At 58.0% G+C, this 24,203-nt stretch carries 22 protein-coding genes; 9 read left to right on the forward strand and 13 right to left on the reverse strand.

Going from position 1 to position 24,203, the window contains the following annotated elements; translation table 11 throughout:
• Positions 1–3 precede the first annotated feature (3 nt).
• The 3 genes from xdhC to xdhA are packed head-to-tail and all read right to left on the reverse strand — an operon-like array spanning position 4 to position 4,687.
• A complete protein-coding gene (xdhC, locus tag ACGYK7_RS14740) occupies positions 4–885 on the reverse strand; it encodes a xanthine dehydrogenase accessory protein XdhC (RefSeq protein WP_394403256.1) in 882 nt (293 codons plus the stop codon).
• A 3-nt stretch (positions 886–888) separates the two neighbouring features.
• A complete protein-coding gene (xdhB, locus tag ACGYK7_RS14745; protein WP_394403258.1) occupies positions 889–3,207 on the reverse strand; it encodes a xanthine dehydrogenase molybdopterin binding subunit in 2,319 nt (772 codons plus the stop codon).
• Between the two features lie 16 nt (positions 3,208–3,223).
• Positions 3,224–4,687 carry a xanthine dehydrogenase small subunit gene (xdhA, locus tag ACGYK7_RS14750; RefSeq protein WP_394403260.1) on the reverse strand — a complete coding sequence of 488 codons (1,464 nt, stop codon included), beginning with the start codon at positions 4,685–4,687 and terminating at the stop codon, positions 3,224–3,226.
• 157 nt (positions 4,688–4,844) lie between these two features.
• Between xdhA and ACGYK7_RS14755 the strand changes: the two genes are divergently transcribed.
• Positions 4,845–5,747 (forward strand): LysR substrate-binding domain-containing protein, encoded by a 903-nt coding sequence (locus ACGYK7_RS14755; protein ID WP_394403262.1) that lies wholly within the window; start codon positions 4,845–4,847, stop codon positions 5,745–5,747.
• 84 nt (positions 5,748–5,831) lie between these two features.
• Here ACGYK7_RS14755 and ACGYK7_RS14760 read toward each other — a convergent pair whose 3' ends face one another.
• Positions 5,832–7,064 carry a urate hydroxylase PuuD gene (locus tag ACGYK7_RS14760; protein ID WP_394403264.1) on the reverse strand — a complete coding sequence of 411 codons (1,233 nt, stop codon included), beginning with the start codon at positions 7,062–7,064 and terminating at the stop codon, positions 5,832–5,834.
• A gap of 100 nt (positions 7,065–7,164) precedes the next feature.
• Here ACGYK7_RS14760 and ACGYK7_RS14765 point away from each other — a divergent pair, with 100 nt between their 5' ends.
• The gene (locus ACGYK7_RS14765) at positions 7,165–8,064 is read left to right on the forward strand and encodes a LysR family transcriptional regulator (protein WP_394403266.1); all 900 of its coding nucleotides are present in this window, start codon (positions 7,165–7,167) and stop codon (positions 8,062–8,064) included.
• A 21-nt stretch (positions 8,065–8,085) separates the two neighbouring features.
• On the opposite strand, the gene uraH is transcribed toward ACGYK7_RS14765, so the two are convergent.
• On the reverse strand, positions 8,086–8,439 hold the full coding sequence (uraH, locus tag ACGYK7_RS14770) for a hydroxyisourate hydrolase (protein ID WP_394403268.1): 354 nt from the start codon (positions 8,437–8,439) through the stop codon (positions 8,086–8,088).
• A 147-nt stretch (positions 8,440–8,586) separates the two neighbouring features.
• Between uraH and puuE the strand changes: the two genes are divergently transcribed.
• The 3 genes from puuE to ACGYK7_RS14785 all read left to right on the forward strand — a co-directional run bounded on the left by puuE (position 8,587) and on the right by ACGYK7_RS14785 (position 11,964).
• Positions 8,587–9,999 (forward strand): allantoinase PuuE, encoded by a 1,413-nt coding sequence (gene puuE, locus ACGYK7_RS14775; RefSeq protein ID WP_394403269.1) that lies wholly within the window; start codon positions 8,587–8,589, stop codon positions 9,997–9,999.
• Entirely contained in the window at positions 9,996–10,478 is a 483-nt protein-coding gene (locus tag ACGYK7_RS14780) for an ureidoglycolate lyase (protein WP_067264940.1), read from the forward strand. Before puuE ends, ACGYK7_RS14780 begins: the two co-directional genes overlap by 4 nt.
• A gap of 61 nt (positions 10,479–10,539) precedes the next feature.
• Positions 10,540–11,964, forward strand: a complete 1,425-nt coding sequence (locus ACGYK7_RS14785; RefSeq protein ID WP_394403270.1) for a uracil-xanthine permease family protein — start codon at positions 10,540–10,542, stop codon at positions 11,962–11,964.
• A gap of 121 nt (positions 11,965–12,085) precedes the next feature.
• Here ACGYK7_RS14785 and ACGYK7_RS14790 read toward each other — a convergent pair whose 3' ends face one another.
• The 6 genes from ACGYK7_RS14790 to bhcA form a co-directional block, all read right to left on the reverse strand.
• Complete coding sequence (locus tag ACGYK7_RS14790) at positions 12,086–13,087, reverse strand: type I glyceraldehyde-3-phosphate dehydrogenase (RefSeq protein ID WP_394403272.1); 1,002 nt, start codon at positions 13,085–13,087, stop codon at positions 12,086–12,088.
• Entirely contained in the window at positions 13,084–13,596 is a 513-nt protein-coding gene (locus ACGYK7_RS14795) for an AmiS/UreI family transporter (protein WP_394403274.1), read from the reverse strand. Before ACGYK7_RS14795 ends, ACGYK7_RS14790 begins: the two co-directional genes overlap by 4 nt.
• 86 nt (positions 13,597–13,682) lie before the next feature.
• Positions 13,683–14,648: an iminosuccinate reductase BhcD gene (gene bhcD, locus ACGYK7_RS14800; RefSeq protein ID WP_394403276.1), complete on the reverse strand. Its 966-nt coding sequence runs from the start codon at positions 14,646–14,648 to the stop codon at positions 13,683–13,685.
• A 195-nt stretch (positions 14,649–14,843) separates the two neighbouring features.
• Entirely contained in the window at positions 14,844–16,007 is a 1,164-nt protein-coding gene (gene bhcC / locus ACGYK7_RS14805) for a 3-hydroxy-D-aspartate aldolase BhcC (protein WP_394403278.1), read from the reverse strand.
• 32 nt (positions 16,008–16,039) lie between these two features.
• A complete protein-coding gene (bhcB, locus tag ACGYK7_RS14810) occupies positions 16,040–17,011 on the reverse strand; it encodes a beta-hydroxyaspartate dehydratase BhcB (protein ID WP_394403280.1) in 972 nt (323 codons plus the stop codon).
• Entirely contained in the window at positions 17,011–18,201 is a 1,191-nt protein-coding gene (bhcA, locus tag ACGYK7_RS14815; RefSeq protein WP_394403282.1) for an L-aspartate--glyoxylate aminotransferase BhcA, read from the reverse strand. The genes bhcB and bhcA overlap by 1 nt, the downstream gene beginning before the upstream one ends.
• Positions 18,202–18,370: 169 nt before the next feature.
• Here bhcA and bhcR point away from each other — a divergent pair, with 169 nt between their 5' ends.
• Entirely contained in the window at positions 18,371–19,219 is an 849-nt protein-coding gene (gene bhcR, locus ACGYK7_RS14820; protein WP_394403291.1) for an HTH-type transcriptional regulator BhcR, read from the forward strand.
• On the opposite strand, the gene ACGYK7_RS14825 is transcribed toward bhcR, so the two are convergent.
• Positions 19,200–20,069 carry a bifunctional allantoicase/(S)-ureidoglycine aminohydrolase gene (locus ACGYK7_RS14825; protein WP_394403284.1) on the reverse strand — a complete coding sequence of 290 codons (870 nt, stop codon included), beginning with the start codon at positions 20,067–20,069 and terminating at the stop codon, positions 19,200–19,202. The two genes, bhcR and ACGYK7_RS14825, sit on opposite strands and share 20 nt — an antisense overlap.
• A gap of 470 nt (positions 20,070–20,539) precedes the next feature.
• On the opposite strand from ACGYK7_RS14825, the gene ACGYK7_RS14830 reads away from it, so the two are divergent.
• The 3 genes from ACGYK7_RS14830 to ACGYK7_RS14840 all read left to right on the forward strand — a co-directional run bounded on the left by ACGYK7_RS14830 (position 20,540) and on the right by ACGYK7_RS14840 (position 22,991).
• A complete protein-coding gene (locus ACGYK7_RS14830; RefSeq protein WP_394403292.1) occupies positions 20,540–20,767 on the forward strand; it encodes a hypothetical protein in 228 nt (75 codons plus the stop codon).
• Entirely contained in the window at positions 20,760–21,575 is an 816-nt protein-coding gene (locus ACGYK7_RS14835; RefSeq protein ID WP_394403286.1) for a hypothetical protein, read from the forward strand. The genes ACGYK7_RS14830 and ACGYK7_RS14835 overlap by 8 nt, the downstream gene beginning before the upstream one ends.
• 423 nt (positions 21,576–21,998) lie before the next feature.
• A complete protein-coding gene (locus ACGYK7_RS14840; protein ID WP_067629841.1) occupies positions 21,999–22,991 on the forward strand; it encodes an IS30 family transposase in 993 nt (330 codons plus the stop codon).
• 79 nt (positions 22,992–23,070) lie between these two features.
• Here ACGYK7_RS14840 and ACGYK7_RS14845 read toward each other — a convergent pair whose 3' ends face one another.
• A complete protein-coding gene (locus tag ACGYK7_RS14845) occupies positions 23,071–24,006 on the reverse strand; it encodes an IS110 family transposase (RefSeq protein WP_394403289.1) in 936 nt (311 codons plus the stop codon).
• Positions 24,007–24,203 lie beyond the last annotated feature (197 nt).

The following is a 24,203-nucleotide window of genomic DNA, read 5'->3' on the forward strand; positions in this document are numbered from 1 at the left end:
CGTTTAGGCCAGTCTCCCCGTTCGGCCCAGATATGTGCGCCCCGGGGGCGCTTCTATTACCCCGATCGGGGCGGTTGCGGCAGTTTCAGTGGTCAATTCAGCGATCACTTCGGCAGCCACGAAAGCTGCAATGACGCTGGGCCGCTTGTCGCGGCTACCGCATGCCCCGATGGGGCAATTCAAATGTTCGATTGTTTGGCCGTCGCAATGCGTGCGGACCCAGTTTTTAAACTTCGCGCGCTTAGTGGCCGAGCCGATCATGCCGACATATAAGGCATCGCCGCGTTGCAAGGCGGCAGAGGCCAATAGAAAGTCTAACCCGTGATCATGGGTCAGCACGATAAAGGCACTGCCCGCCGGTGCGTTCCAGATCTCGGCCTCCGGCAGCACGCTGATACGGGTCTCTACCGCAGCCGTGTTATATGCGATCTCCTCTGGCCGGGGATCAACTAGGATACATTTGACGGGCAAATGCTGGAACAGGTCGGCCAATGCGCGCCCGACATGACCGGCCCCCATGACGTAGACATGAGGCAGCGCCGCCTCTGTCTGGCGCGCGCGTTCTGCTGCGGCGCGCTTGTCCGAGGGCCGCATCCGCATCAAGCGGATTTCGACCCGTCCCCCACAGCATTGGCCGATCTCGGGGCCAAGCGGCACGTCCATCTCTCGCTCCAAGTCTCCGCTCTGCAACATGTCCTTTGCAGCTTGGATCGCCATGAATTCCAGCTGGCCGCCGCCGATCGTCCCCCAAAGCGCTTGGTCAGAGACAAACATCTCCGTGCCCTCGTTTCGGGGCGAAGAGCCACGCACACGGGTCAGTGCGACGCGGATGACCGAGGAATGTGTCGCGAGGAATTCTGTCAGAGAGGTGGGGGTATTCGACATGGTTCACACCATGGCCTGCAGCCGCGTCACGGCTAGCAACACGCGTTCCGGCGTGGCCGGAGCATCAAGACGCGGACACACGCGGTAGTCGGCGACCGAAGCGACGGCCATCGAGAGCGCTTCGAAGACCGAAACCCCAAGCATGAAGGGCGGCTCTCCTACGGCCTTGGAGCGCTTTACGGTCAATTCGCGATTCTCAGACCAGTCGGCAAGGCTCACGTTAAATATGCGGGGGCGGTCCGAGGCGAGGGGGATTTTGTAGGTGGAGAGCGCATGGGTCCGCAGCCGTCCGGCATCATCCCACCATAATTCCTCGGTCGTAAGCCATCCCATGCCTTGGATGAAGGCACCCTCTACCTGTCCCCGGTCCAGAGCCGGATTGAGCGAGCGGCCCACGTCATGCAGAATGTCCGTGCGCTCAACCCGATATTCGCCCGTCAGCGTATCTATTGTCACCTCAGAGCATGCCGCGCCATAGGCATAGTAGTAGAATGGGCGCCCCTGTCCCTTGCTGCGGTCCCAGTGGATTTTGGGTGTTTTGTAGAATCCCGCCGCCGAAAGCTGCACGCGGGCGAGATAGGCCTGTTTGATGAATGCATCAAATGTCAGGATATCCTTCCCGATGAACACTTTGTTTGCGTGGAAAGTCACCTCTTCTGCGGGAACATCCCAAGTTGACAATGCAAACGCGACGAGCCGCGCTTTGATCTGCTCTACTGCATTGAGCGCGGCCATACCGTTTAGGTCGGTACCGCTGGAGGCCGCAGTCGCTGATGTGTTCGGCACTTTCTCCGTGGTGGTCTTGGTGATCTTGATCCGCTCGAAGTCGACCTGAAATGCCTCGGCGACAATCTGTGCCACCTTGGTGTTCAGCCCCTGACCCATCTCGGTGCCGCCATGGTTCAGGTGGATCGACCCGTCGTTATAGACATGCACGAGCGCGCCGGCCTGATTGTACCACGTCGCCGTAAAGGAAATTCCGAACTTGACCGGGGTCAGCGCGATCCCCTTTTTGAGCACCGGCGAGGACTCGTTGTAAGCTATGATCTCCTTGCGCCGCTGGCGGTAGTCTGAGGTGTTCTCCAATTCCCCGACAAGCCGTTCGAGAATGCTGTCTTCGACTTTCTGGTGATAGGGCGTTAGGTCGCGCCCCGCGCCGCCATAGAAGTTGGCCTTGCGTACATCCAGTGGATCCTGACCGGTGGCATAGGCGATTTCTTCGATGATGCGTTCCGCTGCCACCACCCCCTGCGGGCCGCCAAAGCCGCGAAAGGCCGTGTTGGACACGGTGTTTGTTTTCATCGGGTGGCTTTCAAGCCGGACATTCGGGTAGAAATAGGCGTTATCGGCGTGAAACAAGGCGCGGTCGGTCACTGGCCCCGAGAGATCGGCGGAAAAACCGCAGCGTGCAGCAAAGCTGCCGTTCACCGCTTCGATGCGTCCTGCCGCGTCGAAAGAAACGTCATAATCGATCACGAAGTCATGACGTTTCCCCGTGGCCGTCATGTCCTGGTCCCGGTCGGGGCGAATTTTCACGGCGCGGTTCCACTTTTTCGTCGCCATCGCGGCGACGGCGCAGAACAGGTTCATCTGGCTTTCTTTGCCGCCGAACCCACCGCCCATGCGGCGCACGTTCACCACTACGGCATTCGAGGGCACACCGAGCACCTGCGCCACCATATGCTGCGCTTCGGAGGGGTGCTGCGTGGAGGAATGCACGACGATATCGTCGTCCTCTCCGGGAATGGCCAAGGCGATATGCCCTTCAAGATACATATGATCCTGTCCGCCGACCGTAATCCTGCCTTTGATCCGATTGCTTGCAGATTCCATTGCCCTATCGACATCGCCCCGCTCCAGTTTCAGCGGAGCGGTGACATGCGGGTATCCCGCCTGCTGCGCCTGAATGGGATCAAGCGCATGGGGCAGCCCATCGTAACTGATTTTGGCTTTTTCCGCGGCACGCCGCGCAATGTCGCGTGTCTTCGCGATCACCGCGAACAACGGTTGACCCTGAAATTGGATCAGATCGGTGGGGAAAACCGGCTCATCATTCAGCCCGGTCGGGCTCAGGTCGTTGACACCCGGCACATCGTCGGCCGTCAAAACGCCGATCACACCGGGGGTCGCGAGGACTTCGGTATAATCGATGCCCAAAAGCGTCGCATGGGCAACATCCGAGACACCCAAATAGGCGTGTAGCGTTCCCTCGGGCAGGGCAATATCGTCGGTGTAATCTGCCGCGCCTGTCACATGTTTGGACGCGCTGTCGTGAATGCGATCGCTGTGGGCGGTGCCGGTGATGGAAACGTTGTCTTTCATCTGTCGTCTCCTTTCATTAAGCGTTGATAAGTTGAACGGGAGCAGCGCTCTGCGCATCCTGTTCAAGATAGAACCGGCGCAGCAGGTTCTGCGCCGTGAGCTTTCGATACTGCGACGAGGCGCGCCAATCGGTGAGCGGTTCGAAATCCTCGGCCAGCGCTGCTGCCGCGGCCTCGAAGATCTCGCGCGTCCAGCGCTGACCGTTCAGAACAGTTTCCGCGGCCTTCGCACGTTTAGGCGTTGCCGCCATGCCGCCAAAGGCAATGCAGGCATTGCTGATCACGCTTTCGGTAACTGTCATATGGATGCCCACGGCCACCGATGAGATATCCTCGTCACGCCGTTTTGAGATTTTGTAGGCGGCGTTCAAATCGTCGGAGCCAGGCAGGGGAACCTGAATGCTTTCGACAATTTCCGCCGCTGCGCGATCCTGCTTGCCATAGTCGATGAAAAACTTCTCCAGGGGCATGTTGCGACGGGCATCGCCGTGCCGCAGCGTGATCTGGGCGCCAAGCGCAATCAGGACGGGCGGGGTATCCCCAATCGGAGAGCCATTCGCGATGTTGCCCCCAACCGTGCCCATATTACGCACCTGCCAACCCGCGATACGGTTCCAATATGGAATAAGATGTGGCAGGTGCTCCGACAGGACGGCCTGACAATCGGTATAGCTGGCGCCAGCCCCGATTATCAGTTGATCCCCCTGTCGTTCGACTGTTTTCAAGGCGTTCAGATGGCCGGTAAAAATTGCAGGTCCGATTTGCCGTAGGAACTTTGTCACCCATAGCCCGACATCGGTAGACCCCGCGACGATGGTGGCGTTCGGATAGCTCAACAGGCAATCGGCCAGATCGTCCACGTCCGCCGGAATGATGCTTAGGTTATCTTCGGGACCAGAGACGATGCGTTTTTTGGAATGAAGCGCCTGCAGGCGCGCTGTTATCTCTTCGCGTTCGGCGTTCAGCAAATCCGACGATGGCGTGCCATAGCGCGACACGGCCACAGCCGCCTGAATAATCGGCTCGTAGCCGGTGCAACGGCAAAGATTGCCTTGCAACGCCGTCTCAACCTCTTGCGACGTTGGTTCGGGCGTCTGCATCCAGAGCGCATAGAGCGACATGACAAATCCGGGCGTGCAAAAGCCGCATTGGCTGCCGTGATGGTCGATCATCGCTTCTTGGACCGGGTGCAACCGACCCTCTGGGCCGGAGAGATGCTCGACCGTGACCACATGGCACCCGTGGAGGGAGGCCAGAAAGCGAATGCAGGCATTGATCGGTTCATACACCAAGCCGGCAGTGCCAAGGCGACCCACAAGCACGGTACAAGCGCCGCAATCGCCTTCGGCGCAGCCTTCCTTTGACCCGGTCAGGCGACGGTCGAGCCGGAGAAAATCGAGAAGGGTTTGGCTGGCTGGTACGTCAGCCAAAGACATCTCCGTGCCGTTAAGGATGAAACGAATGTCGCGTTGATAGTCCACGGTGTGCCTCCCAATCGCCAGTCTGGCTGTGATCGTCGCCGCTACGATAGACACAGTTGTTTAGGTAAAAAAATCACCTGAAACGCTAAATAATTTCAACAGATCGTTGAAATTAGACCGGGGCTTGGGCATCCTCATGGGTGAGGAGATCACCTATATGTCTTATATCGAAAGCCTGCGCGTTTTCGTTCGCGTGATGGAACTGGGAAGCATTACTTCCGGTGGCCGGGATCTGAGATTGACCCCTGCCGTTGCAAGCAAGCGATTGAAAGAGCTTGAAAAACATCTTGGTGTGCGTCTCTTTAATCGGACGACACGTTCAATAACCCCGACAGAAGTAGGCACCGTATTCTACGAAGAAGCCCATGCCATTCTACAGGCCTTGGACAATGCCGAGGCTCGGGTCGCCAGCTTTTCCGACGCCCCGCGGGGCACTCTGCGCATCACGGCCCCACTTGGGGTCGGGCGACGGATAGTTGCGCCCTTGGTGCCCGAGTTTTCTGATACCTATCCCGATACTGAGATTCGGATGCGGCTCTCTGACCGACGGGTTGACATCATGGCCGATGGGCTGGACATCGCGTTCTTCATTGGCGAGCCGAGCGATTCCACGATGAAGCTGCGAAAGTTCGCGGATTGCGATCGGGTCTTGTGCGCCTCGCCCGATTATCTGTCTCGCTCTGGAACGCCAAAGACGCCTGACGATCTTCACGATCAGGCGCACAACTGCCTTCTACTTCGGTATCCGAGGTCACCAGAATATTACTGGACGCTTCAGACCGATATGGGCCCTCGAAAACTGGAAGTTCGCGGACGGTTCGATGCCGATGACGGTGATGTTTTGACCGATTGGGCGCTGGCCGGGCGCGGAATCATCAACAAGCCCCGCTTTGACGTGCGCGAACACCTGAAATCGGGACGGCTGGTCGAAGTATTGCCTCACACCCCACCAAAACCGACCATTTTTGGCTGCCTTTATCCCCACAAAAAGCTTCAGGATCCGAAGGTCCGTCTCTTCGTTGATCATATCGCGCGAAATAGCAAACGCTTCTTTGCCTGAGGCTTGAGCACATTCATCCTCGGGGTTTGGTCCGCCGCCTGCTGCCTGCGTGCCGAAAGCCAAAACAACGCGGAATGCGCAGCGCTACTGACGACGTACTTCGCGCACCCACGCGACAATGCTGCGCCGCGCTTCTTCATCCATCTGTACGGCGTTCGGCGGCGGCATGGCATGGCTCACGCCCGCTTGCAGATAAATCTGCTCAGCATGACGCGCCACGTCGCCCGGTGTCTCAAGGTAGACGCCTTTCGGCGCCCACTGCATGTTGCCCCAGACCGGTTCTCGGGCATGGCACATCGAACAGTTGCTGATGACGGTGTCGTAGGCATTTTCAAACCCCTCGGCGGCGGCATAGGTCTGTTCGTATGCCGTCAACGCACGGGCCTCTGCGTCCTCCCAAGTATCGCCTGTCCGAATGGTAGAGAGCCACGCGATCAAAATCATCAGTAACACGGTCACTGCCCAAGTCCAATGTGGGCCGGTTCCGGTTTTGTGCATCGTGTTAAAGTAGTGGCGAATGGTGACACCGGTCAGAAAGATCAGGCTGGCGATAATCCAGCTGAACTCAGTTCCAAAAGCCAACGGATAGTGGTTCGACAGCATCAAGAACACCACCGGCAGCGTCAGGTAGTTGTTATGTGTCGAGCGCACCTTGGCGATCTTGCCGTATTTCGCATCAGGCGTCCGCCCCGCCTTGAGGTCTTCGACGACGACCCGTTGGTTGGGCATGATCTGGAAAAACACATTTGCAGTCATGATCGTCGCTGTGAACGCGCCGAGATGCAGCAGTGCCGCCCGGCCGGTAAAGATCTGGTTGTATCCCCAGGACATGAACACAAGGATCACGAACAAGAGCAGCATCAGAACCGTGGGGTGATCGGCGAGTTGCGATTTGCACATCACGTCGTATAGCAGCCAACCGATCGTCAAGGAGCCGCCGGAGATCAGGATGCCCTGCCAAAGCGAGAGATCGGCCTTGGTGGGATCGAGCAGAAATAGTTCACCGCCCACCCAATAGATGATCATCAAAAGCGCCGCGCCGGACAGCCAAGTGCTGTAGCTTTGCCATTTGTGCCAGGTCAGATGTTCAGGCATCCGGGCGGGCGCCACCAGATATTTGACGGTGTGGTAAAAGCCCCCGCCATGCACTTCCCACTCTTCGCCATAGGCGCCTTCGGGCAGGGCGTCGTTTGGCTTCAGCATGAGGTCGAGCGCGATAAAGTAGAACGATGCCCCGATCCACGCCATTGCAGTGATCACATGCAGCCAGCGCACGCTGAACGCGATCCAGTCCCACAGAATTGCCAAATCGTACATGGCTTGCCTCCTAAGATTCGAATTTTCCAGCACACTAGGCGAGACTGCTTTGTTCTGGTATCGCGATGAGGGACCAAGCAGCATCAAAAAAGACAGAATAATGTCCTACTTCGATAACATCCGTACCTTCGTGCGCGTCTATGAACTTGGCAGCATGTCTGCCGCGGGACGAGATCTGCGGATATCTCCCGCTGTGACGTCATCTCGGATTTCCCAGTTGGAAGAACGGCTTGGTGTCAGGCTTTTCCAACGGACAACGCGCAGTCTTTCCCCAACCGAGCAGGGAAAGGCTTTCTACCGGGGCGCGACTGAGATCCTCGAAGCCGTCGAAAGCGCCGAGGCGCAGATCGTCAACATCACCGAAAATCTCAAAGGCTCGCTTTATGTGGCGGCGCCCTTGGGTGTCGGGCGACGATTGATCGCGCCGCAGGTTCCCGGCTTCTTGAAGAGTTATCCCGAGGTCAGCGTGCGCTTGCGTTTGACGGACCGCAAGGTGGATCTGACGACCGAAGGACTGGACCTCGCGTTTTTTCTAGGTCAACCCGAAGACAGCAATCTACGCATTCGGAAGATTGCGGATGTCGAACGGGTGCTCTGTGCCTCGCCAGAGTATATCGCGCGGCGGGGCATGCCCGACGGTGGAGAGGCTTTGGTTTCGGAAGGGCACGAATGCCTTAACCTACGCTTCCCGGGGGCGACTGAATTCCGGTGGTTGCTCAAGACAAAGGACGGCCCCAAACGTTTTCGGGTCTCGGGGCGCTACGAATCTGACGACGGTGACGTGCTCACCGATTGGGCCCTTGCGGGGCATGGTGTCGCGATGAAACCAGTTTTCGAGATCGCGGACCATCTGCGGACCGGCGCTTTGGTCCCGGTCGCGAAAAAGACGCCGCCCGAGCCGATCCAGATGGCCTGCCTGTTCACCCACCGCCGCCGCCAAGACCCGAAAACGCGCCTGTTCATGGAATTTATGGTCGACCGGATCGCCGCGACGATCTAGCCGAGATGCGCCCGCGATGCTTCAGCTGCCGCGATATGTGGCGTAGCCGAAAGGAGAGAGCAGGAGGGGCACATGGTAGTGAGACTGTTCGGACATGCCAAACCGGATGGGGATCACGTTTAGGAAGCGTGGGTCTTCAGGCGGCGTGCCGCTTGCATCCAGATAGGCACCTGCATGGAACATCAGTTCATATTCGCCCAGCTCGAACGCTGTCTCGGGCAAGATCTGCTCATCCGTGCGCCCGTCGTCGTTTGTCGTCAATGTTTTCAACAAATGCCGATCGGAACCAGTGAGGCGAAACAATTCGATTGTCAAGCCCTTGGCGGGGCAGCCCCGCGCAGTGTCGAGCACATGGGTGGTAAGGTAGCCGGCCATTTAAACTTCTCCTCCGAGGTTAATCGTGTTTACGCAGAATTGGTTTCCGTGACAAATGTCGACGGGCAGAAGGCTCCTTTAATTATTTTTTGAAAAAGCGTCTGGGTTTTTGAGTTTAGGATGTAGAAAGCAAGAAGGAATATCCAAGTGAACCGTTACCCAAGAGATATGACCGGCTATGGTCGTAGCATCCCGGCCGCGCAATGGCCCAACGGTGCAAAAATTGCCGTACAAATCGTACTGAATTATGAAGAGGGCGGCGAAAACAATATCCTGCACGGTGATGCTGCGTCCGAAGCCTTTCTTTCGGAAATTACCGGCGCCGCTCCTTGGCCGGGTCAACGCCACTGGAACATGGAATCGATCTATGAGTACGGCAGCCGCGCAGGCTTCTGGCGGGTTCACGATCTGCTAAAAGATACGCCGATCACCGTCTATGGCGTGACGACTGCCCTGATGCGGGCGCCGCAACAACTCAAGGCGATGAAGGATGCGGGCTGGGAAATTGCCAGCCATGGTCTGAAGTGGATCGAACACAAAGACATGGAGCCGGACGAAGAACGCGCCCAGATCCGCGAGGCAATCCGCCTGCATACCGAAGTGGTGGGGGAGGCCCCGCGCGGTTGGTACACCGGGCGCTGCTCCATGAATACTGTAGACCTTGCCGCCGAGGAAGGTAACTTCGCCTATATCGCTGACAGTTATGCCGATGATCTGCCCTATTGGGTCAAGGCCGGGGGCAAAGACCAGTTGATCGTGCCCTACACGATGGACTGCAATGACATGCGGTTCGCGATCCAAGCGGGCTACACGAATGGTGACCAGTTCGAGAGCTATCTCAAGGACAGTTTCGACATGCTCTATGCCGAAGGGGTCGCGGGCGCGCCGAAGATGCTGTCGGTCGGGTTGCACTGCCGTCTTATTGGACGGCCGGGCCGTGCCATGGCTCTGAAGCGGGTTCTGGAGCATTTTGCGAAACATGAGGGGGTCTGGTTCGCCACACGAGAACAGATCGCCGATCACTGGGCCAGCCTGCATCCGCCAGCCGAAGGTATCGTGCCATCTGATATGGACCGGGAAACCTTTGTCGCCGAATTCGGTGGCGTGTTCGAACACAGCCCGTGGATCGCAGAGGGCGCATTCGATCTTGAGCTTGGCGCGACCCATGACAATGCAGCAGGTATTCACAACGCACTAGCGCGGGTATTCCGCAATGCTTCCGAAGAACAGCGTATGGGGGTTCTGACCGCACACCCCGATTTGGCAGGAAAACTGGCGGCTGCCGGCCGCCTTACTAAGGAGAGCACCCTTGAACAGAAGGGGGCAGGGCTGGATCTGCTGACCGATGAAGAGCGGGAGAGCTTCCAGAAACTCAATAGAGAGTATGTGGAACGGCACGGCTTTCCCTTCATCATTGCAGTGAAGGACAACACAAAATCGAGCATTCTCGAAGCATTTCACCGCCGCATCGGAAATGAGCGCGATACCGAGTTCTCCGAAGCCTGCAGGCAGGTGGAACGCATCGCAGAACTGCGCCTGATCGAGAAGTTTGCATCATGAGTAACATTTTGACGGCAAACAAAATCAGTTCTGGAGCCATCGCGGGGTTGGCAGAGCTGATCGACGCGTCGGACATGCCCGACAAGCTGATTAACCAAGGGCGCTGCGGACGTTTCCACGATCGTGCGACATTAGACGTTGATGGTCGGCTCGGGGTCAGCGTCTTTCAATCCGAGTCGTTCTCGATGCCTTTCACAATGGAAATGATGGAACGGCATCCGCTGGGAAGCCAAGCTTTCATGCCGATGCAGGAAGGCGAATATCTTGTCGTGCTGGCGGAAGATAAGGACGGTGCCCCGTTCGCGCCCCGCGCCTTTATTGCCGGATCAGGGCAGGCGGTGAACATCGGGCGGAACGTCTGGCACGGGGTTTTGTGTCCGCTGTCCGATCCAGGGCTGTTCATCGTAGTCGATCGGGTCAGCGACGGCCCAAATCTGGAGGAACACTGGTTCGATGAGCCATTCATCATCGAGCGATAATCGATAAATTGGCAGAAAATAAGGGAGCCGGCCCACGCATCAATAGGGAGAAACAATCACAATGTCTGATGCATCTATCGGAACGCCGGACCAGCTCCGCGATCCAAATTATACCCCGCCGTTAACAAAAGCGGTGCCACTCGGAATTCAGCACGTGCTGGCGATGTTCGTATCGAACGTCACACCGGCGATCATCGTTTGCGGCGCTGCAGGCTTCGGCTTTGGCTCGAACAGCCCTGACTTCCCGCAAATGATCTACATGATTCAGATGTCTATGTTCTTTGCAGGGATTGCGACGCTTTTCCAGTCGGTTGGGCTTGGCCCTGTTGGCGCGCGCCTGCCCATCGTGCAGGGGACATCCTTTGCTTTCATACCGATTATGATCCCGCTCGTCGCGGGCAAAGGCGTCGACGCGATCGCGGTCTTGATGGGTGGGATCGTCGCGGGCGGTCTGTTCCACGCCTTTCTGGGGCTTTTCATCGGCAGGCTGCGATTTGCATTGCCGCCGCTGGTGACCGGCTTGGTCGTGACTATGATTGGTCTGGCGCTGGTCAAGGTCGGCATCCAATACGCAGCGGGCGGCGTGCCGGCAATCGGTACGGAAGAATATGGTTCGGGTCTCAACTGGTTCATGGCCGGAACGGTGATCCTGGTGACGCTTGGGCTGAAATTCTTTACCCGGGGCATGTTGTCCGTATCGGCGGTGCTGATTGGTCTTTTGGTCGGTTATGCGGTCGCCTTTGCGCTCGGTGAGGTCAATCTGGGTAATGTTGGGCGGGCCGCAAGCTTTGCTCTGCCAAATCCACTCCACTTTGGTCTTGAATTCACCGTTGCGGCCATCGTCGGTTTCTGCGCCATGTCCTTTGTCTCGGCCATCGAGACGGTGGGCGATGTTTCCGGTATCACCAAGGGCGGTGCCGGTCGGGAGGCGACGGATCGCGAAATTCAGGGCGCGACCTATGCCGACGGGATCAGCACGGCGATCTCGGGCTTTTTCGGCGCGCTGCCCAATACATCGTTCAGTCAAAATGTGGGCCTGATCGCCATGACGGGTGTAATGAGCCGCATGGTCGTCACCATTGGCGCACTTTTCCTGATCGTATGCGGCCTTGTGCCCAAGATCGGTGCTATAATTTCCTCGATCCCGATCGAAGTGCTGGGCGGGGGCGTTATCGTCATGTTCGGCATGGTTGTGGCGGCGGGCATCTCGATGCTGTCAGACGTGAACTGGAACCGGCGCAACATGGTGATCTTTGCCATCTCGCTGTCGCTTGGCCTGGGTCTGCAGCTTGAGCCGAACGCGCTTCAGTACCTGCCGGGAACTCTGAAGGTCTTGGCGACTTCCGGCATTCTGCCCGCGGCTGTTATTGCCATCGTGCTCAACCTCGCACTGCCCGAGGAGCTTTCAAGCGAATCCACCGAGGAAGTCTCTGGCGGGATGTCCGGGTATGGAAAGGGCTCGCTAAGCAAAACTGACAGTGTCTGACAAACCCTTTGCAACAGGCGTACTGCTGCGAATGATTAAAGAAGAATGCGGCGCGAACTCTGCGCCGCATTATTTTGCGCTAAGACAGTCTTGGATCATGCGGGTAGATTTCTGGGCGGGATTAGCCGCCCCTATGTGCAATGCGCGACGCCATATCCAGCATCCTTGCCGAGAAACCCCATTCGTTGTCGTACCAGCCAAAGACGCGCAGTTGGCGGTGTTCGATCTCTTGCGTTTCGGGAAGGGCGATCACCAAAGATTCAGGGCGGCCCCGGAAATCGGTGGAAACACAGGGGTCATCGCAAAGCCCAACCAATGCCGAGCCTGCAAAGGCCTCGCGCAGAAATTCCACGCCTGACCCTTCGGGCTGTTCCGCAAGTTGAAGCGTCGCGTCGATAGCCGAGACCGAGATGCAAGGCACGCGAACGGCGGCCACGCTGAGCCGGTCACAAAACTCGGGTAGGATGTTAAATAGCTGATCGGCAGCGCTTGTGGATGTCGGTATCATTGAGACGGCGGCCGCGCGACTTCGTTCCAAACTGGCGCCGGGCTGGTCCACCGTGGGTTGGCTTCCGGTGTAACAGTGAATTGTCGTGACATGCGCACGCGATATGCCAAGCCCAAGATCAATGGTACGCAGCAGTGGCGCGATCGCGTTGGTCGTACAAGAGGCATTGGAAATGATCCGCGCGTCGCCCAGCTCCTGCTCATTGGCGCCGAGGACAACGGTCCGTTCGGCCGCTTTCGATGGACCCGAGATCAGCACGTTTCGCGCGCCGCCATCAATGCCAGCTTTCGCAAACTGTCGCTCTTGAACCTTGCCGGTACACTCCATCACCACGTCGACGCCGCGCAGGTCCAATGCCCGCAAATCTGGCTCGCGGGTGAAGGGGATGGTCTTTGCGCCAATCGTCACCTGATTGGCGCCTGTGGTCACGGGAACGGAAAGGGGGCCATAAACACTGTCGTAGCGAAGCAGGTAGATGCAGGTTTCCAGCGGGGCGATGTCGTTGATCCCCACAATCTCCACGTCGGCCCGAGCGTCGTCTTCGAGGATCTGACGCAGCAATGTCCTGCCGATACGGCCAAAGCCATTGATGAAAACCCGTAGTTTGCCAGTCATGGATGCGCTCCGTACAATAAGACAAGGGCGGGCAGCCAAGCCGTCAGAACGCCAGCGCCCAGGGTCGCGACGGTTGTCGGACCTTGTATCTGTTTCTGCAACGCCAATGTGACGAAATACAAGAACCACAGACCTGACCAAGCCAGCCAACACAGGCCGAGCCATAGAGCGACGAAGCCTGCCGCTGTCACGATCGCTTGATAGGCTTGGGGCAGGACCGAGAGAGCGACGAAGAGGCTGAACCAGCCAAGTCCCCGGCCGTCTGCGCCGGTCAGCCGGTTAACCGCCACCCAAAGGTAGGTCACGCTGAAGAGCAGGGTCAGGGCCACGGTCCGCACATCTTCTGGGGTCATTGCGCGGGTCAGCGAAACGGCAGCCACGCCAGCCGTGATCGCTGCCGTCGCCAGGTTGATGACAACGATCTCCCGATCCGAGATCCGTCCGGACATCCAGAACCCGTTCAGGATCAGTACCGCGCCCACAAAAAGCAGGGACAGAGGCAGAAACATGAAAGCTACCGTCTTGTTGCGCGCGAAAGGCCGCGCCGTTTTGGCGCGACCCGGAACGCGAGTTATTGGGAGGCTATGGGCTTGGGCTAGAAGTCCACTTCGACCGCGATGCCCTTCTCGACAGCCAGATCGACGACTTTGGCCGCGACAGCAAGATCCTGTAGCCCCACGCCGGTACCGTCGAACAGGGTGATCTGATCCTTCGAGATGCGCCCCGGATGGTCCCTGTTAATCACCGCGCCGAGCTGGGCCACATCGGTCTCAGTGATGATCCCCTCCGCGATGGCATGCTGCGCCTCGCCGATACTCACGGATTGCGCAACCTCATCGGTGAACACGGCAGCGCGCCCGAGCAGGGCGGCTTCGACTTCCTGCTTGCCCTTGGTGTCGGTGCCCATGCAGGCAACATGGGTACCGGGGCTGACATGATCGGCCATCAGCGAGGGCACAAAGGCGGAGGTGATCGAGATGATGACATCCGCTTCGGGCATGGCGGGCAGATCGACGGCCTCAAAGGGAACTCCCGCTTCCTGAGCCACCTTTTCGATATTGGGCAGCATCTCCGGGTGATAATTCCAGCCGATCACCTTTTCGAAGTTGCGCTGCTCCAGGGCGGCGCGCAGTTGGAAGGTGGCTTGATGACCTGCGCCGACCATGCCGAGCACGGAGGCGTCTTTGCGCGCGAGGTGCTTGATCGACACAGAGGAGGCCGCCGCCGTGCGCAGGGCGGTCAGCAGGTTGCCACCCACCATGGCCTTGACCTTGCCGCTATCGGGATCAAACAGGAAGACAGTGGACTGGTGATTGATCAACCCGCGTTTCTCCAGATTGTTTGGCCAATAGCCACCGGCCTTCAACCCCAGGGTCAAGCCCGCGCGGTCAAATCCGCCTTTGAACCCATAAAGCGCGTCTTCGTGGCCGATCGCTTCGCGAACGACCGGAAAGTTGTAGGCATCGCCGGAGGCCATCGCGGCGAACACCTTTTCGATGGCATCAAAAGCGGCCGCGCGGGTCATGAGGTCGGCAATTTCGCGTTCAGGTACGATCAGCATTTTAGTCTCCAAATTCTTCGGGTCAGAGCAGTCCGGGAGGCGGGCCAGCAGCTTTGAGCCGCCGGCTCCGAGCAGATAAGCGCGGTTTGACACCTATCTTGAAGGAGCGCCCCCTGTGCGGGTGGGGAAAAACCCGGTCAGGGGGCGCAGGTCTTTGGCGACGACGCAGCCGCCGCCCAGCCGTGAACCGGCTGATCAATAGGCGTGACCGCGTGCCGAGACAGGCCAGAGGCATTCGACCTTGCCGTTGCGCACACCGACATACCAGTCATGCACATTGGCGGTCGGATCGCAGTGTCCCGGAACCAGCTTCAGCTTGTCGTTCACACGGAGCGCACCGTTCGGATCCATCACGACCCCATGCTCGTCCGAACATTTAACGTATTCGACATCGTCGCGTCCGTAGACCACCGGCAGGCCGCTATCGACGGATTGAGCCTTGAGCCCCGCGTCAACGATCGCTTTGTCTGCCTTTGCATGGCTCATGACGCTTGTGAGGATAAAAAAGGCATTTTCCCATTCACCTTGGTCGATGCGGTTGCCGTCTTTGTCAAGGATGCGCCCATAGTCCGCGTCCATGAAGGCATAGGAGCCGCACTGCAATTCGTTATACACGCCAGAGTTGGACTCGAAATAGTAGGAGCCGGTGCCGCCACCGCCGACGATGTCACACGCCAAACCTTCGGCTTTCAACGTATCGACCGCATCTTTGACCATCGCCACGGCAATATCTATCTTCGCCTTGCGTTCGTCATAGCTGTCGAGGTGCTGCATTGCGCCCTGATAGGCCTGCAGGCCAGCGAACTTAAGACCCTCAGCCGCGTCGATGGCCTTGGCAATCTCAACAACGTCAGAGGTGGAGGTCACACCGCAGCGTCCGGCGCCGCAGTCTATCTCGACAAGACATTCGATTTCGGTGCCATGTGTCCGCGCCGCCGACGACAGGTCGGCCACGTTGGCAAGATCGTCCACGCAACAGATCGTGCGGGCGCCAAGCTTGGGCAGGCGGGCAAGACGGTCGATCTTGGCAGGATCGCGCACTTGGTTCGAGACGAGGATATCCTTGATGCCGCCCCGGGCAAAAACCTCGGCCTCGGAGACTTTCTGGCAGCAGACACCGCAGGCACCGCCGAGCTTTTCCTGAAGCCTTTGCACGTCGACCGACTTGTGCATTTTGCCATGGGTCCGGTGGCGAATGCCATGCGCCTTGGCGTAATCCCCCATCTTCTTGATGTTGCGCTCCAGCGCGTCAAGATCGAGCATAAGGCTCGGGGTTTGAATGTCGGCCTCATCCATGCCGGGTTTTGCCGGGATATCGTAGCCCACTTCGTATGCGTCGAGATTGGTCATATCTTTCATGTCCGTGCTCCTTAATTTTCAGTCAATTGGGATCACGCGGCGTTCAGCCATGGCAGCCTGTCGAGGTCGACATTGCCGCCCGTGATGATCAGGCCAACGCGTTTGCCCTTAAACGTTTCCGGGTTTTTAAGAACTGTCGCGAGCGGCACAGCAGAGGATGGCTCCATCACCACGCGCAGATGTTTCCACGTCAGCTTCATCGCCTCTACGATTTCTTGCTCCGTCGCTGTGTAGACTTCGGACACATGGTTCGAGACGAAATGCCAAGTCAGGTCCTTGAGCGGGACGAGAAGCCCATCGGCAATGGTTTTAGGCGCATCGTCGGCGATGATATGGCCCGCCTTGAAGCTACGGTAAGCGTCATCGGCCTGTTCAGGTTCGGCGGCGATGATCTGAGTCTCAGGTGCGAGGGTCGCGAGGGTGAGGCAGGTGCCAGAGATCATCCCGCCGCCGCCGATGGGCGCCACCACCGCGTCAAGTCCATCCGTCTGCTCCATGAACTCGTGCGCGCAGGTGCCTTGACCGGCGATCACGCGGGGGTCGTTGTAGGGATGGACAAAATCGCCCCCCGTCGCGGCCTGTACCTCGGCAAAGGTCGCTTCGCGGGAACTGGTCGACGGCTCGCATTCGGTAATGACGCCGCCAAAGCGGCGCACCGTGTCCTTCTTCGCCTGCGGCGCTGTGCGCGGCATCACCACGTTGCAGGGAATGCCGCGCTTCATAGCGGCATAGGACAGGCAGGAGGCATGGTTGCCCGAGGAATGGGTCGCGACACCTTTGGCCGCCTGTTCGTCTCGCAGCCCGAAGACCGCGTTCGAGGCGCCCCGCACTTTGAAGGCACCGGGCTCCTGAAAATTTTCGCATTTGAAGAACAGCTCGCAACCGGCCAGTTCGTTGAGGTAGTCCGAGGTGCGGACCGGCGTGCGGCAGATGTGAGGGCCGATCCGCGCGTGAGCCTCTAGCATGTCCTCGTAAGTGGGGATGTACATCTGAGTGTCCTTCATCACGCAGCGTCCTTCTGCGCTGCCGTAGAATGGCCGCGATAATACTCTTGGGCCGCCGCGACCCCGGAACCGAGTTTGATATTCAGTCCAAGATCGACCATGCACATCTCTGCCGTCGCAATGCCGGAGAGGGCCATGACATCCGTAAGGCTACCGAGGTGGCCGATCCGGAACACCTTGCCTGCAACCTCCCCAAGGCCCACGCCAAAAGCGACCTCATATCTGTTGGCGGCATGTGTCACGATATCGGTGGCGTTAAAGCCTTCCGGCGTCCGAATGGCGCTGACGGTGTCGGAGTAGACCGAAGGATCGGTGGCGCAAAGATCAAGCCCCCAAGCGCCGACAGCCGCGCGCACGCCCTCAGCAATTCGGTGATGCCGGTCAAACACATTCTCCAGACCCTCGCGCAGCAGCATATCACAGGCCTGGTTCAACCCGTTTAGCAGACCCACCGCAGGCGTGTAAGGATAGGCGTTGTTCGCGTAGCCCTTCGCCATGTCATGCACATCGAAAAAAGTGCGGGGCAGAGTGGCGGTCTTAGTGGCCTCCATCGCCTTGGGTGAGAAGCCAACGATGGCGAGGCCTGCGGGCAGCATGAACCCTTTTTGCGACCCGGTCACGGCAACGTCCACGCCCCATTCGTCGAAGCGGAAATCCATCGAGGCAATCGACGATACCCCGTCGACGAACAGCATCGCAGGATGACCCGATGCATCCAGCGCACGGCGCACTGCCGCGATGTCCGATTTCACGCCGGTGGCCGTTTCATTATGTGTGGCAAGGACCGCCTTGATCTCGTGGTTCTTATCCGCGGCCAGGATCTCTTCATAGCGTTCCGCCGGAAGCCCCGCGCCCCATGTGGTTTCGACTACTTGCACGGAAAGGCCATGGCGCTGGCACATATCGATCCAACGATGACTGAACATGCCATTGCGCGCCGCAAGCACTTTGTCACCGGGTGACAACGTATTGGTCAGCGCGGTTTCCCACCCCCCCGTGCCAGTGGACGGGAAAATGAAGACCTCTGCGTTGCCGCTTTTCAGGATCTTCCGAACACCTGCACGCGCGGGATGCAGAATTTGGCCGAACAGCGGTGATCGGTGGTCGATCGTCGGCATGTCGCAGGCCTTGCGCAGGCTTTCGGGGATGTTCGTCGGGCCCGGGATGAAAACGAGATTTTGAAAGCTCATGGACGGTCTCCTTCCATTGTTGATCTCACAGTAAAGGGGGCCGAGGCGGGGTGATACTTTTTTGAAATGAGCTTTCATTTTTTAAATGATATGTTTATTCCAAGCGTTGTCAGTGGCTTATATTTTTCATATGGTGAGTTCATCTTTCACATGTGAGCGAAAAGTTTTTATGGATTTTCAAGAAAATGGTTCTGGGGCGGCTCGCAAGGCACGCGGAAGGCCGCGCGGCTGGACGGACAAGACCGCGCAGAACACGATAAAATCGCTCGACCGGGCCATGGAGGTCTTTGAGTATCTCAGCGAAGCACAGGGCAAACCGCTCACCAAGCTGGCGGATGAAATGCGCCAATCGCCAGCGACCGTCTACCGCATCCTTGTAACGCTCGAGGGCAGGGGGCTGGTCGAATTCGACCACGAAGAGCAGGTTTGGTACGTTGGCCCGCGCGCCTTTGTGATCGGCGCGCGTTTCCTTCGGCGCACAAGCCTTGTCGATCGTGCGCGACCCATCATGCGAAAGCTGATGGAGACGACCGGTGAAACAGCCAATATCGGCAAGGGGCAAGAAGATGCGGTTTTGTTCCTAAGCCAGGTGGAAACACATGCGAACATCCGCGCCTTTTTCCCACCCGGCAGCCTGTCGCCAATGCATGCCTCCGGCATCGGTAAGGCGTTGCTCGCCTATATGGAGCCTGAGCGTTTGGACAAGCTTCTGTCGAAGGGGCAGATGACGCGCTTCACCGCCCATACGATCGTTGATCCGACAGCCCTGCGCCAGAACCTCGAAGCCATTCGGGAAAGCGGTTTTTCAGTCGATAATGAAGAGAGAAACGAGGGCATGCGCTGTATCGCAGCGCCGGTATTCGACATGAATGGCGAAGCTGTCGCGGGAATCTCGATATCGGGGCCAATAAGCAGGGTCGGCGCGTCAGAGGTCAAAGAACTGAGCCGCCCCGTCATCAAGGCGGCTCATGAATTGAGCCTCGCAATCGGGGGCGACGTTACTCGGCCGCAGCCTTAAGCCGCTGATGCTGAGGGTATGACGCAGTTCCGGGTCGAAGCGCCATATGCCGGTTTACGTCCTTGTATAGCAGGTAACGGAACCGCCTCGGCCCCCCCGCATAGCACGCCTGAGGGCAAAAAGCGCGAAGCCACATATAGTCGCCAGCTTCGACTTCGACCCAGTCATTGTTCAGATTGTAGACCGCTTTGCCCTCCAAGACATAGAGCCCATGCTCCATCACATGTGTCTCAAGGAAAGGGATCACGCCGCCCGGTTCGAAGGTAACAATCGTGACATGCATGTCGTGGCGCAGGTCAGACGGATCGACAAAGCGGGTTGTCGACCATTTGCCATCCGTGCCGGGCATTGGCGTCGGTTCGATATCGTTTTCGTTCAGGACCAATACGTCGGGCATATCCAACCCGGCGACGGCCTCATAGGCCTTGCGCACCCAGTGGAACCGCAAGACTTCGTCTCCTTCGTTTCGCAGGGTCCAGCCGCTTGATGGGGGCAGATACGCATAGCCGCCCGGGCTTAGCTCATAGGTCTCGCCACCGACCCGCAAAGTCGCGGTGCCTTCCACCACGAAAAGGACGCCTTCGGCCTCCGGGTCCAACTCGGCTTTGTCAGAGCCCCCGCCGGGCTGCACTTCCATGATGTATTGAGAAAAAGTCTCGGCAAACCCACTCATTGGCCGCGCGATGACCCAAAGGCGCGTCTTTTCCCAGAAAGGCAGAAAGCTAGTAACGATATCGCGCATGGTGCCTTTCGGGATGACTGCGTAGGCATCCTTGAAGATGGCGCGATCGGTAAGAAGCTGCTCTTGTCCGGGGTGCCCCCCGTGTGGCGCGAAATATTTTGTGCTCATGGATGCTCCAGAAGGAAAAGACTGTTGTAGCTAAGGTATTCGATGCAGTGGAGGCGCGACCACCTTAAAATTGACGACAGCTCTATTCGGTGAGATTTGAAAATAACCGAATTAGAGGAAAATGGGGCGTTGATCGCAATCAAAGGGGCGAACGCAGCACCGGTAATTCCGGGATATGGTGAATGGTAGGCGTTTGGTTGAACTGCCTTACCGTAGTTTGGACCTCGTGCATCTTTCCGAAAGAGTCCTACTACCGCATTTCCGAAACATCGGGGATTTCCCGTTGGAAAGCCTTTCGCGACGGCTGGTTCCTGACCGGTGATCTTGGGCATATGGACGCCGAAGGGTTTCTTTATCTCACCGACCGGGCGTCGGACATGTATATTTCAGGCGGGTCCAACATCTACCCACGAGAGATCGAGGAGAAAATCCTGCAGCACCCGGCCATCAGCGAATGCGCCGTACTGGGAATGCCGGACCCGACATGGGGCGAGGTCGGGATCGCGGTTTGCGTCGCCGAGGGTGCCGCGCCTGAGGCCGATGCGTTGCTGGCGTGGCTGGGGGATAAGGTGCCGCGCTACAAAATGCCTAAAACTGTGGTCTTCTGGGATGAGATGCCGAAATCGGGCTATGGCAAGATCACCAAGAAGTTAATCCGCGCCGAACTGGCCGAACGTGGCGCGCTTGCGGATGTCTGAGACACGAATGGTGCAACACCCCGGTCCGACAGAGGCTGCGCGTGTCAGTGCGCTGCCCTGCCGGGCGGTGCATCGCCGGGTGACATTGCCTGCGGGGGCGACGCTTTTTGAGGCGATGACGGAAGCAGCGGATGGCGCGGGCGCGTGGTTCGACCTGACTGATCTGCCTGTCGAAAAGCTCACCTTCGTGCGCCCCGCACCCTCGCCGGATGATCGGCATGTGGCGTGGTACAGCGCGGAGAGCGAGTTGCGAGATGCCGTAATCGAACGGGCTGGTGCGCATCTGGGGCGGCGGGATGGTGCGGCATTCGCGCATATTCACGGGATGTGGCGGGCGGAGGACGGAGCCTGTCATGCGGGGCATCTCTTGGCGGAGAAGGCGGTCCTATCTGCGGATCATACCGTGGATGTTTGGCTGCTCGAAGGCGCCATACTCGAAACCGCGCCAAATGCCGAGACAGAGTTCACCCTGTTCCGTCCCATCGAGACAGGGCCGGTGGACAACCCGAACGCTGTGCTTGGAGCGATCCGGCCCAACGAAGTGATCGAAGACGGCATAGAGAAATGCGCGGCGGTTTTTGGCTTGTCTGTCAGGGCGGTGAAAGGCCTGGGGAGTTTCGTCGGCACGCAATTACAGGGGCAGCCAGCATTGATGGATATTGCGACCGAAGTACTTTTGTTTGGGGAAAATGGACGCTGCGCGATTTCCGTAGGGCTTGAGGGGCTGCCGGTGAGGGGGGAACTTGCAGCGCGTGCTAACCGGGTCTGCGTGACCTTCGAGGTGCTTTTGCTGTCGCAGGCTAAGTGAGCACTTTCGCCGAAATGAAAATGCAGGCCGCTTGGTCGTCGCGGCAGGCAGACAAAGGTCACTGCGCGAAGCGGTCATTCCGTCGAGAGAAAGCCGATGATGTCGCCTAGAAACTGAACGCATTTCTCGAGCTGTTCGACCTCGACAAACTCATTGGGTTTATGCGCTTGCTTAATCGACCCCGGCTCCACGATCGCTGCACGGATCCCGCCAATCTGTTAGAACACTCTGCCTTCGAAACCATATGAGACCTTGCCGCACCATGCTGGAAGAAGAGCGGCAAGCGGGTGTGGCTGGTGGATCTGGGGCAGCGTACTTTAGTTACATAACCCTGATTATAGGAATCATGTTTGTAGCACGGGCACATTCTAAACTGGGTTGCGACACTTCCGGTATCTTGCTGAAAAAGCAAGGAGAACAGACATGGCACATACAGAGCTGGATTTGCGTGAAAGACGCATCATCGAGGACATGCTCAGAGCAAAATTCTCGATCAACAAAATAGCCGCTGAGCTTGGGAGACACCGCTCAACAGTCTATCGCGACATAAAGCGGAATTTTTACATTGATGGCGAAATGCCAAATCTCAGTGGCTACTATTGTGTGATTGCACAGCGGAAGGCAGAAGCTCGACGTGCGCGGCGGCGGAAATTGATCCGTCTCCCTAAGCTTCGGAAGGCTGTTATCACTCAGTTGAAAGAAGGCTGGTCGCCCGAGCAGATTGCCGGTCGGCTTACATTCGAAGGACATGCCATTCGCGTCAGCCATGAGACGATCTACGCCCATGTTTACAGCGCTGAGGGACAATCCGAAGAATTAGCCAGATACCTTCCAAGTCGTCGCAAGAAACGACGGTCCCGGTATGCCAGACGCCCCCGAGACCAGGTATTCCCGCTGGATCGGTCCATTCACGAGCGCCCTGAACATGTGAAGACACGCGAGGCGTTCGGTGACTGGGAAGGCGATCTGATGATCTTTGAACGTGCCAATGGCAAGATGAACGTGGCTTCGCTCGTCGAACGCAAGACCAGGTTCGCCGTCCTGTTTCGCAACAACGACCGCAGTTCGACCCACTTCATGCGCAAGCTGATGGATGTGATGGAACCCCTACCCCAGCCGGCCCGCAAATCGATCACCTTTGACCGTGGTTTCGAATTCCGGGAGTGGAGAAAGCTCAAGTCGGGCATCGGCACTGACAGCTGGTTTTGTGACCCACAAGCACCCTGGCAAAAAGGCTCGGTCGAGAACCTCAACAAACGCGCACGGCGATATCTTCCCCGTGACACCCAGCTCGCGGCGCTCTCAAATCGCAATATGAAGGCGATTTGTGACCGCCTCAACGGCACGCCAAGAAAGTGCCTTGGTTGGCGCACACCGACGGAAGCGTTCAGGGAAGAGTTGAGGAAACTGAGATAGCGGAAACTGTCGCAACGACCCTTGAGACACCAACGCAAAGCAGTAATGTCACCCATCGGCAAAGCAGTATCCGTGTTGATCAAGCGCAGCTTTCGGACCATTTGCGGCCATCTCTGAGAAGTGCGTTTGCAACGACGACAAGCTTTCGCATGATGGCTGTGAGTGCCACTTTGGGTGGCTTTCCTGCCTGAACGAGTTGATCGTATTTCCGCTTAGCACTCAGGTCATGCCGGATCACGCAGAGCGCAGGCATATACATGGCTCGACGGAAGAATGCTCGCCCGCCCCGAATGCGTTCCTTGCCCTGCCATTTCCCCGATTGGCGCGAGATCGGAGCCAAGCCAGCAAGACATGCGGCCTGTTTCCCACTCATGGTTCCAAGTTCTGGCATTTCGATAAGCATCGAAAATGCCGTCACTTTAGAGATGCCGGGAACGCTGGTCAGGATTTCGAACTTTGCAGCTAACTGATCATCATGGCAGATCAGTTCCGTGATCGCTTTGTCGATTTGCTCCAAGTGCTTTTCAACCTGGGTCAGCCGTTCCCTCAACTGGCGTTTCAAAAGCGTTTGAGTGGTCGTTTGCATTCGTGTTTTGACCGTCACGCGGTCCTTAATCAGCCCCCGTCTGGCGGTCGCCATCTCTCTGAGAGCGTTAAGATATTCCGCCTTAGGCGTTTGGGCTTCGAGTTCCAGAACTGCGCCCATTCTGGCCAAGATCCTCGCGTCGACCCGGTCAGTCTTTGCTATCTTTCCTGTCGCTTCAGCAAACCTTCGGGCCTGCCTTGGATTGACCTTGGCATACGGTATGGTCGCGGTGGAAAGGCTGTCTTCTAGCCGCCGATGATAAATACCGGACGCTTCGAACACGACCAAAGATGCGCGGTTGGTCGCTATCCACTGACGAAGTGCGCGAAGCCCGCGCCCATCATTGGCAAATTGCCGATGTTCTGTGGTCGATAGGCAGCAGGCGTCCAGCCAGTCTTTCGAAACGTCGATTCCAATGATATTGTACATTTGTCTTTTCCTCACCTCGTCTTGTCATGCGGGCCTCGCGCCCCGGTATCCGTTCAGGTCGATAGAAAAGACGAGGGTGATCACACTGCTTTTCGGTCCTTGCACGACCTGAAGTGTCCCGATCCGTCCCCCGCCGCTGACCGGCATACATAGGTGCCGGACAGCGGCTCCCTTATCGCATGAGAGCCGCCCTCAGC

This window comes from Sulfitobacter sp. 1A15299 (assembly GCF_043556915.1).
Classification (GTDB): domain Bacteria; phylum Pseudomonadota; class Alphaproteobacteria; order Rhodobacterales; family Rhodobacteraceae; genus Sulfitobacter.

Coding starts and splice junctions, on each gene's coding strand:
- xdhB (WP_394403258.1), bottom strand. CDS start 3,207: ATGAAAGACAACGTTTCCATCACCGGCACCGCCCACAGCGATCGCATT.
- ACGYK7_RS14835 (WP_394403286.1), top strand. CDS start 20,760: ATGTCTGAGACACGAATGGTGCAACACCCCGGTCCGACAGAGGCTGCG.
- bhcB (WP_394403280.1), bottom strand. CDS start 17,011: ATGAAGGACACTCAGATGTACATCCCCACTTACGAGGACATGCTAGAG.
- bhcA (WP_394403282.1), bottom strand. CDS start 18,201: ATGAGCTTTCAAAATCTCGTTTTCATCCCGGGCCCGACGAACATCCCC.
- ACGYK7_RS14765 (WP_394403266.1), top strand. CDS start 7,165: ATGTCCTACTTCGATAACATCCGTACCTTCGTGCGCGTCTATGAACTT.
- ACGYK7_RS14825 (WP_394403284.1), bottom strand. CDS start 20,069: ATGAGCACAAAATATTTCGCGCCACACGGGGGGCACCCCGGACAAGAG.
- xdhC (WP_394403256.1), bottom strand. CDS start 885: ATGTCGAATACCCCCACCTCTCTGACAGAATTCCTCGCGACACATTCC.
- ACGYK7_RS14760 (WP_394403264.1), bottom strand. CDS start 7,064: ATGTACGATTTGGCAATTCTGTGGGACTGGATCGCGTTCAGCGTGCGC.
- ACGYK7_RS14780 (WP_067264940.1), top strand. CDS start 9,996: ATGAGTAACATTTTGACGGCAAACAAAATCAGTTCTGGAGCCATCGCG.
- bhcD (WP_394403276.1), bottom strand. CDS start 14,648: ATGCTGATCGTACCTGAACGCGAAATTGCCGACCTCATGACCCGCGCG.
- uraH (WP_394403268.1), bottom strand. CDS start 8,439: ATGGCCGGCTACCTTACCACCCATGTGCTCGACACTGCGCGGGGCTGC.
- ACGYK7_RS14755 (WP_394403262.1), top strand. CDS start 4,845: ATGTCTTATATCGAAAGCCTGCGCGTTTTCGTTCGCGTGATGGAACTG.
- ACGYK7_RS14790 (WP_394403272.1), bottom strand. CDS start 13,087: ATGACTGGCAAACTACGGGTTTTCATCAATGGCTTTGGCCGTATCGGC.
- ACGYK7_RS14795 (WP_394403274.1), bottom strand. CDS start 13,596: ATGTTTCTGCCTCTGTCCCTGCTTTTTGTGGGCGCGGTACTGATCCTG.
- bhcR (WP_394403291.1), top strand. CDS start 18,371: ATGGATTTTCAAGAAAATGGTTCTGGGGCGGCTCGCAAGGCACGCGGA.
- ACGYK7_RS14785 (WP_394403270.1), top strand. CDS start 10,540: ATGTCTGATGCATCTATCGGAACGCCGGACCAGCTCCGCGATCCAAAT.
- bhcC (WP_394403278.1), bottom strand. CDS start 16,007: ATGAAAGATATGACCAATCTCGACGCATACGAAGTGGGCTACGATATC.
- ACGYK7_RS14830 (WP_394403292.1), top strand. CDS start 20,540: ATGCCGGACCCGACATGGGGCGAGGTCGGGATCGCGGTTTGCGTCGCC.
- ACGYK7_RS14845 (WP_394403289.1), bottom strand. CDS start 24,006: ATGTACAATATCATTGGAATCGACGTTTCGAAAGACTGGCTGGACGCC.
- ACGYK7_RS14840 (WP_067629841.1), top strand. CDS start 21,999: ATGGCACATACAGAGCTGGATTTGCGTGAAAGACGCATCATCGAGGAC.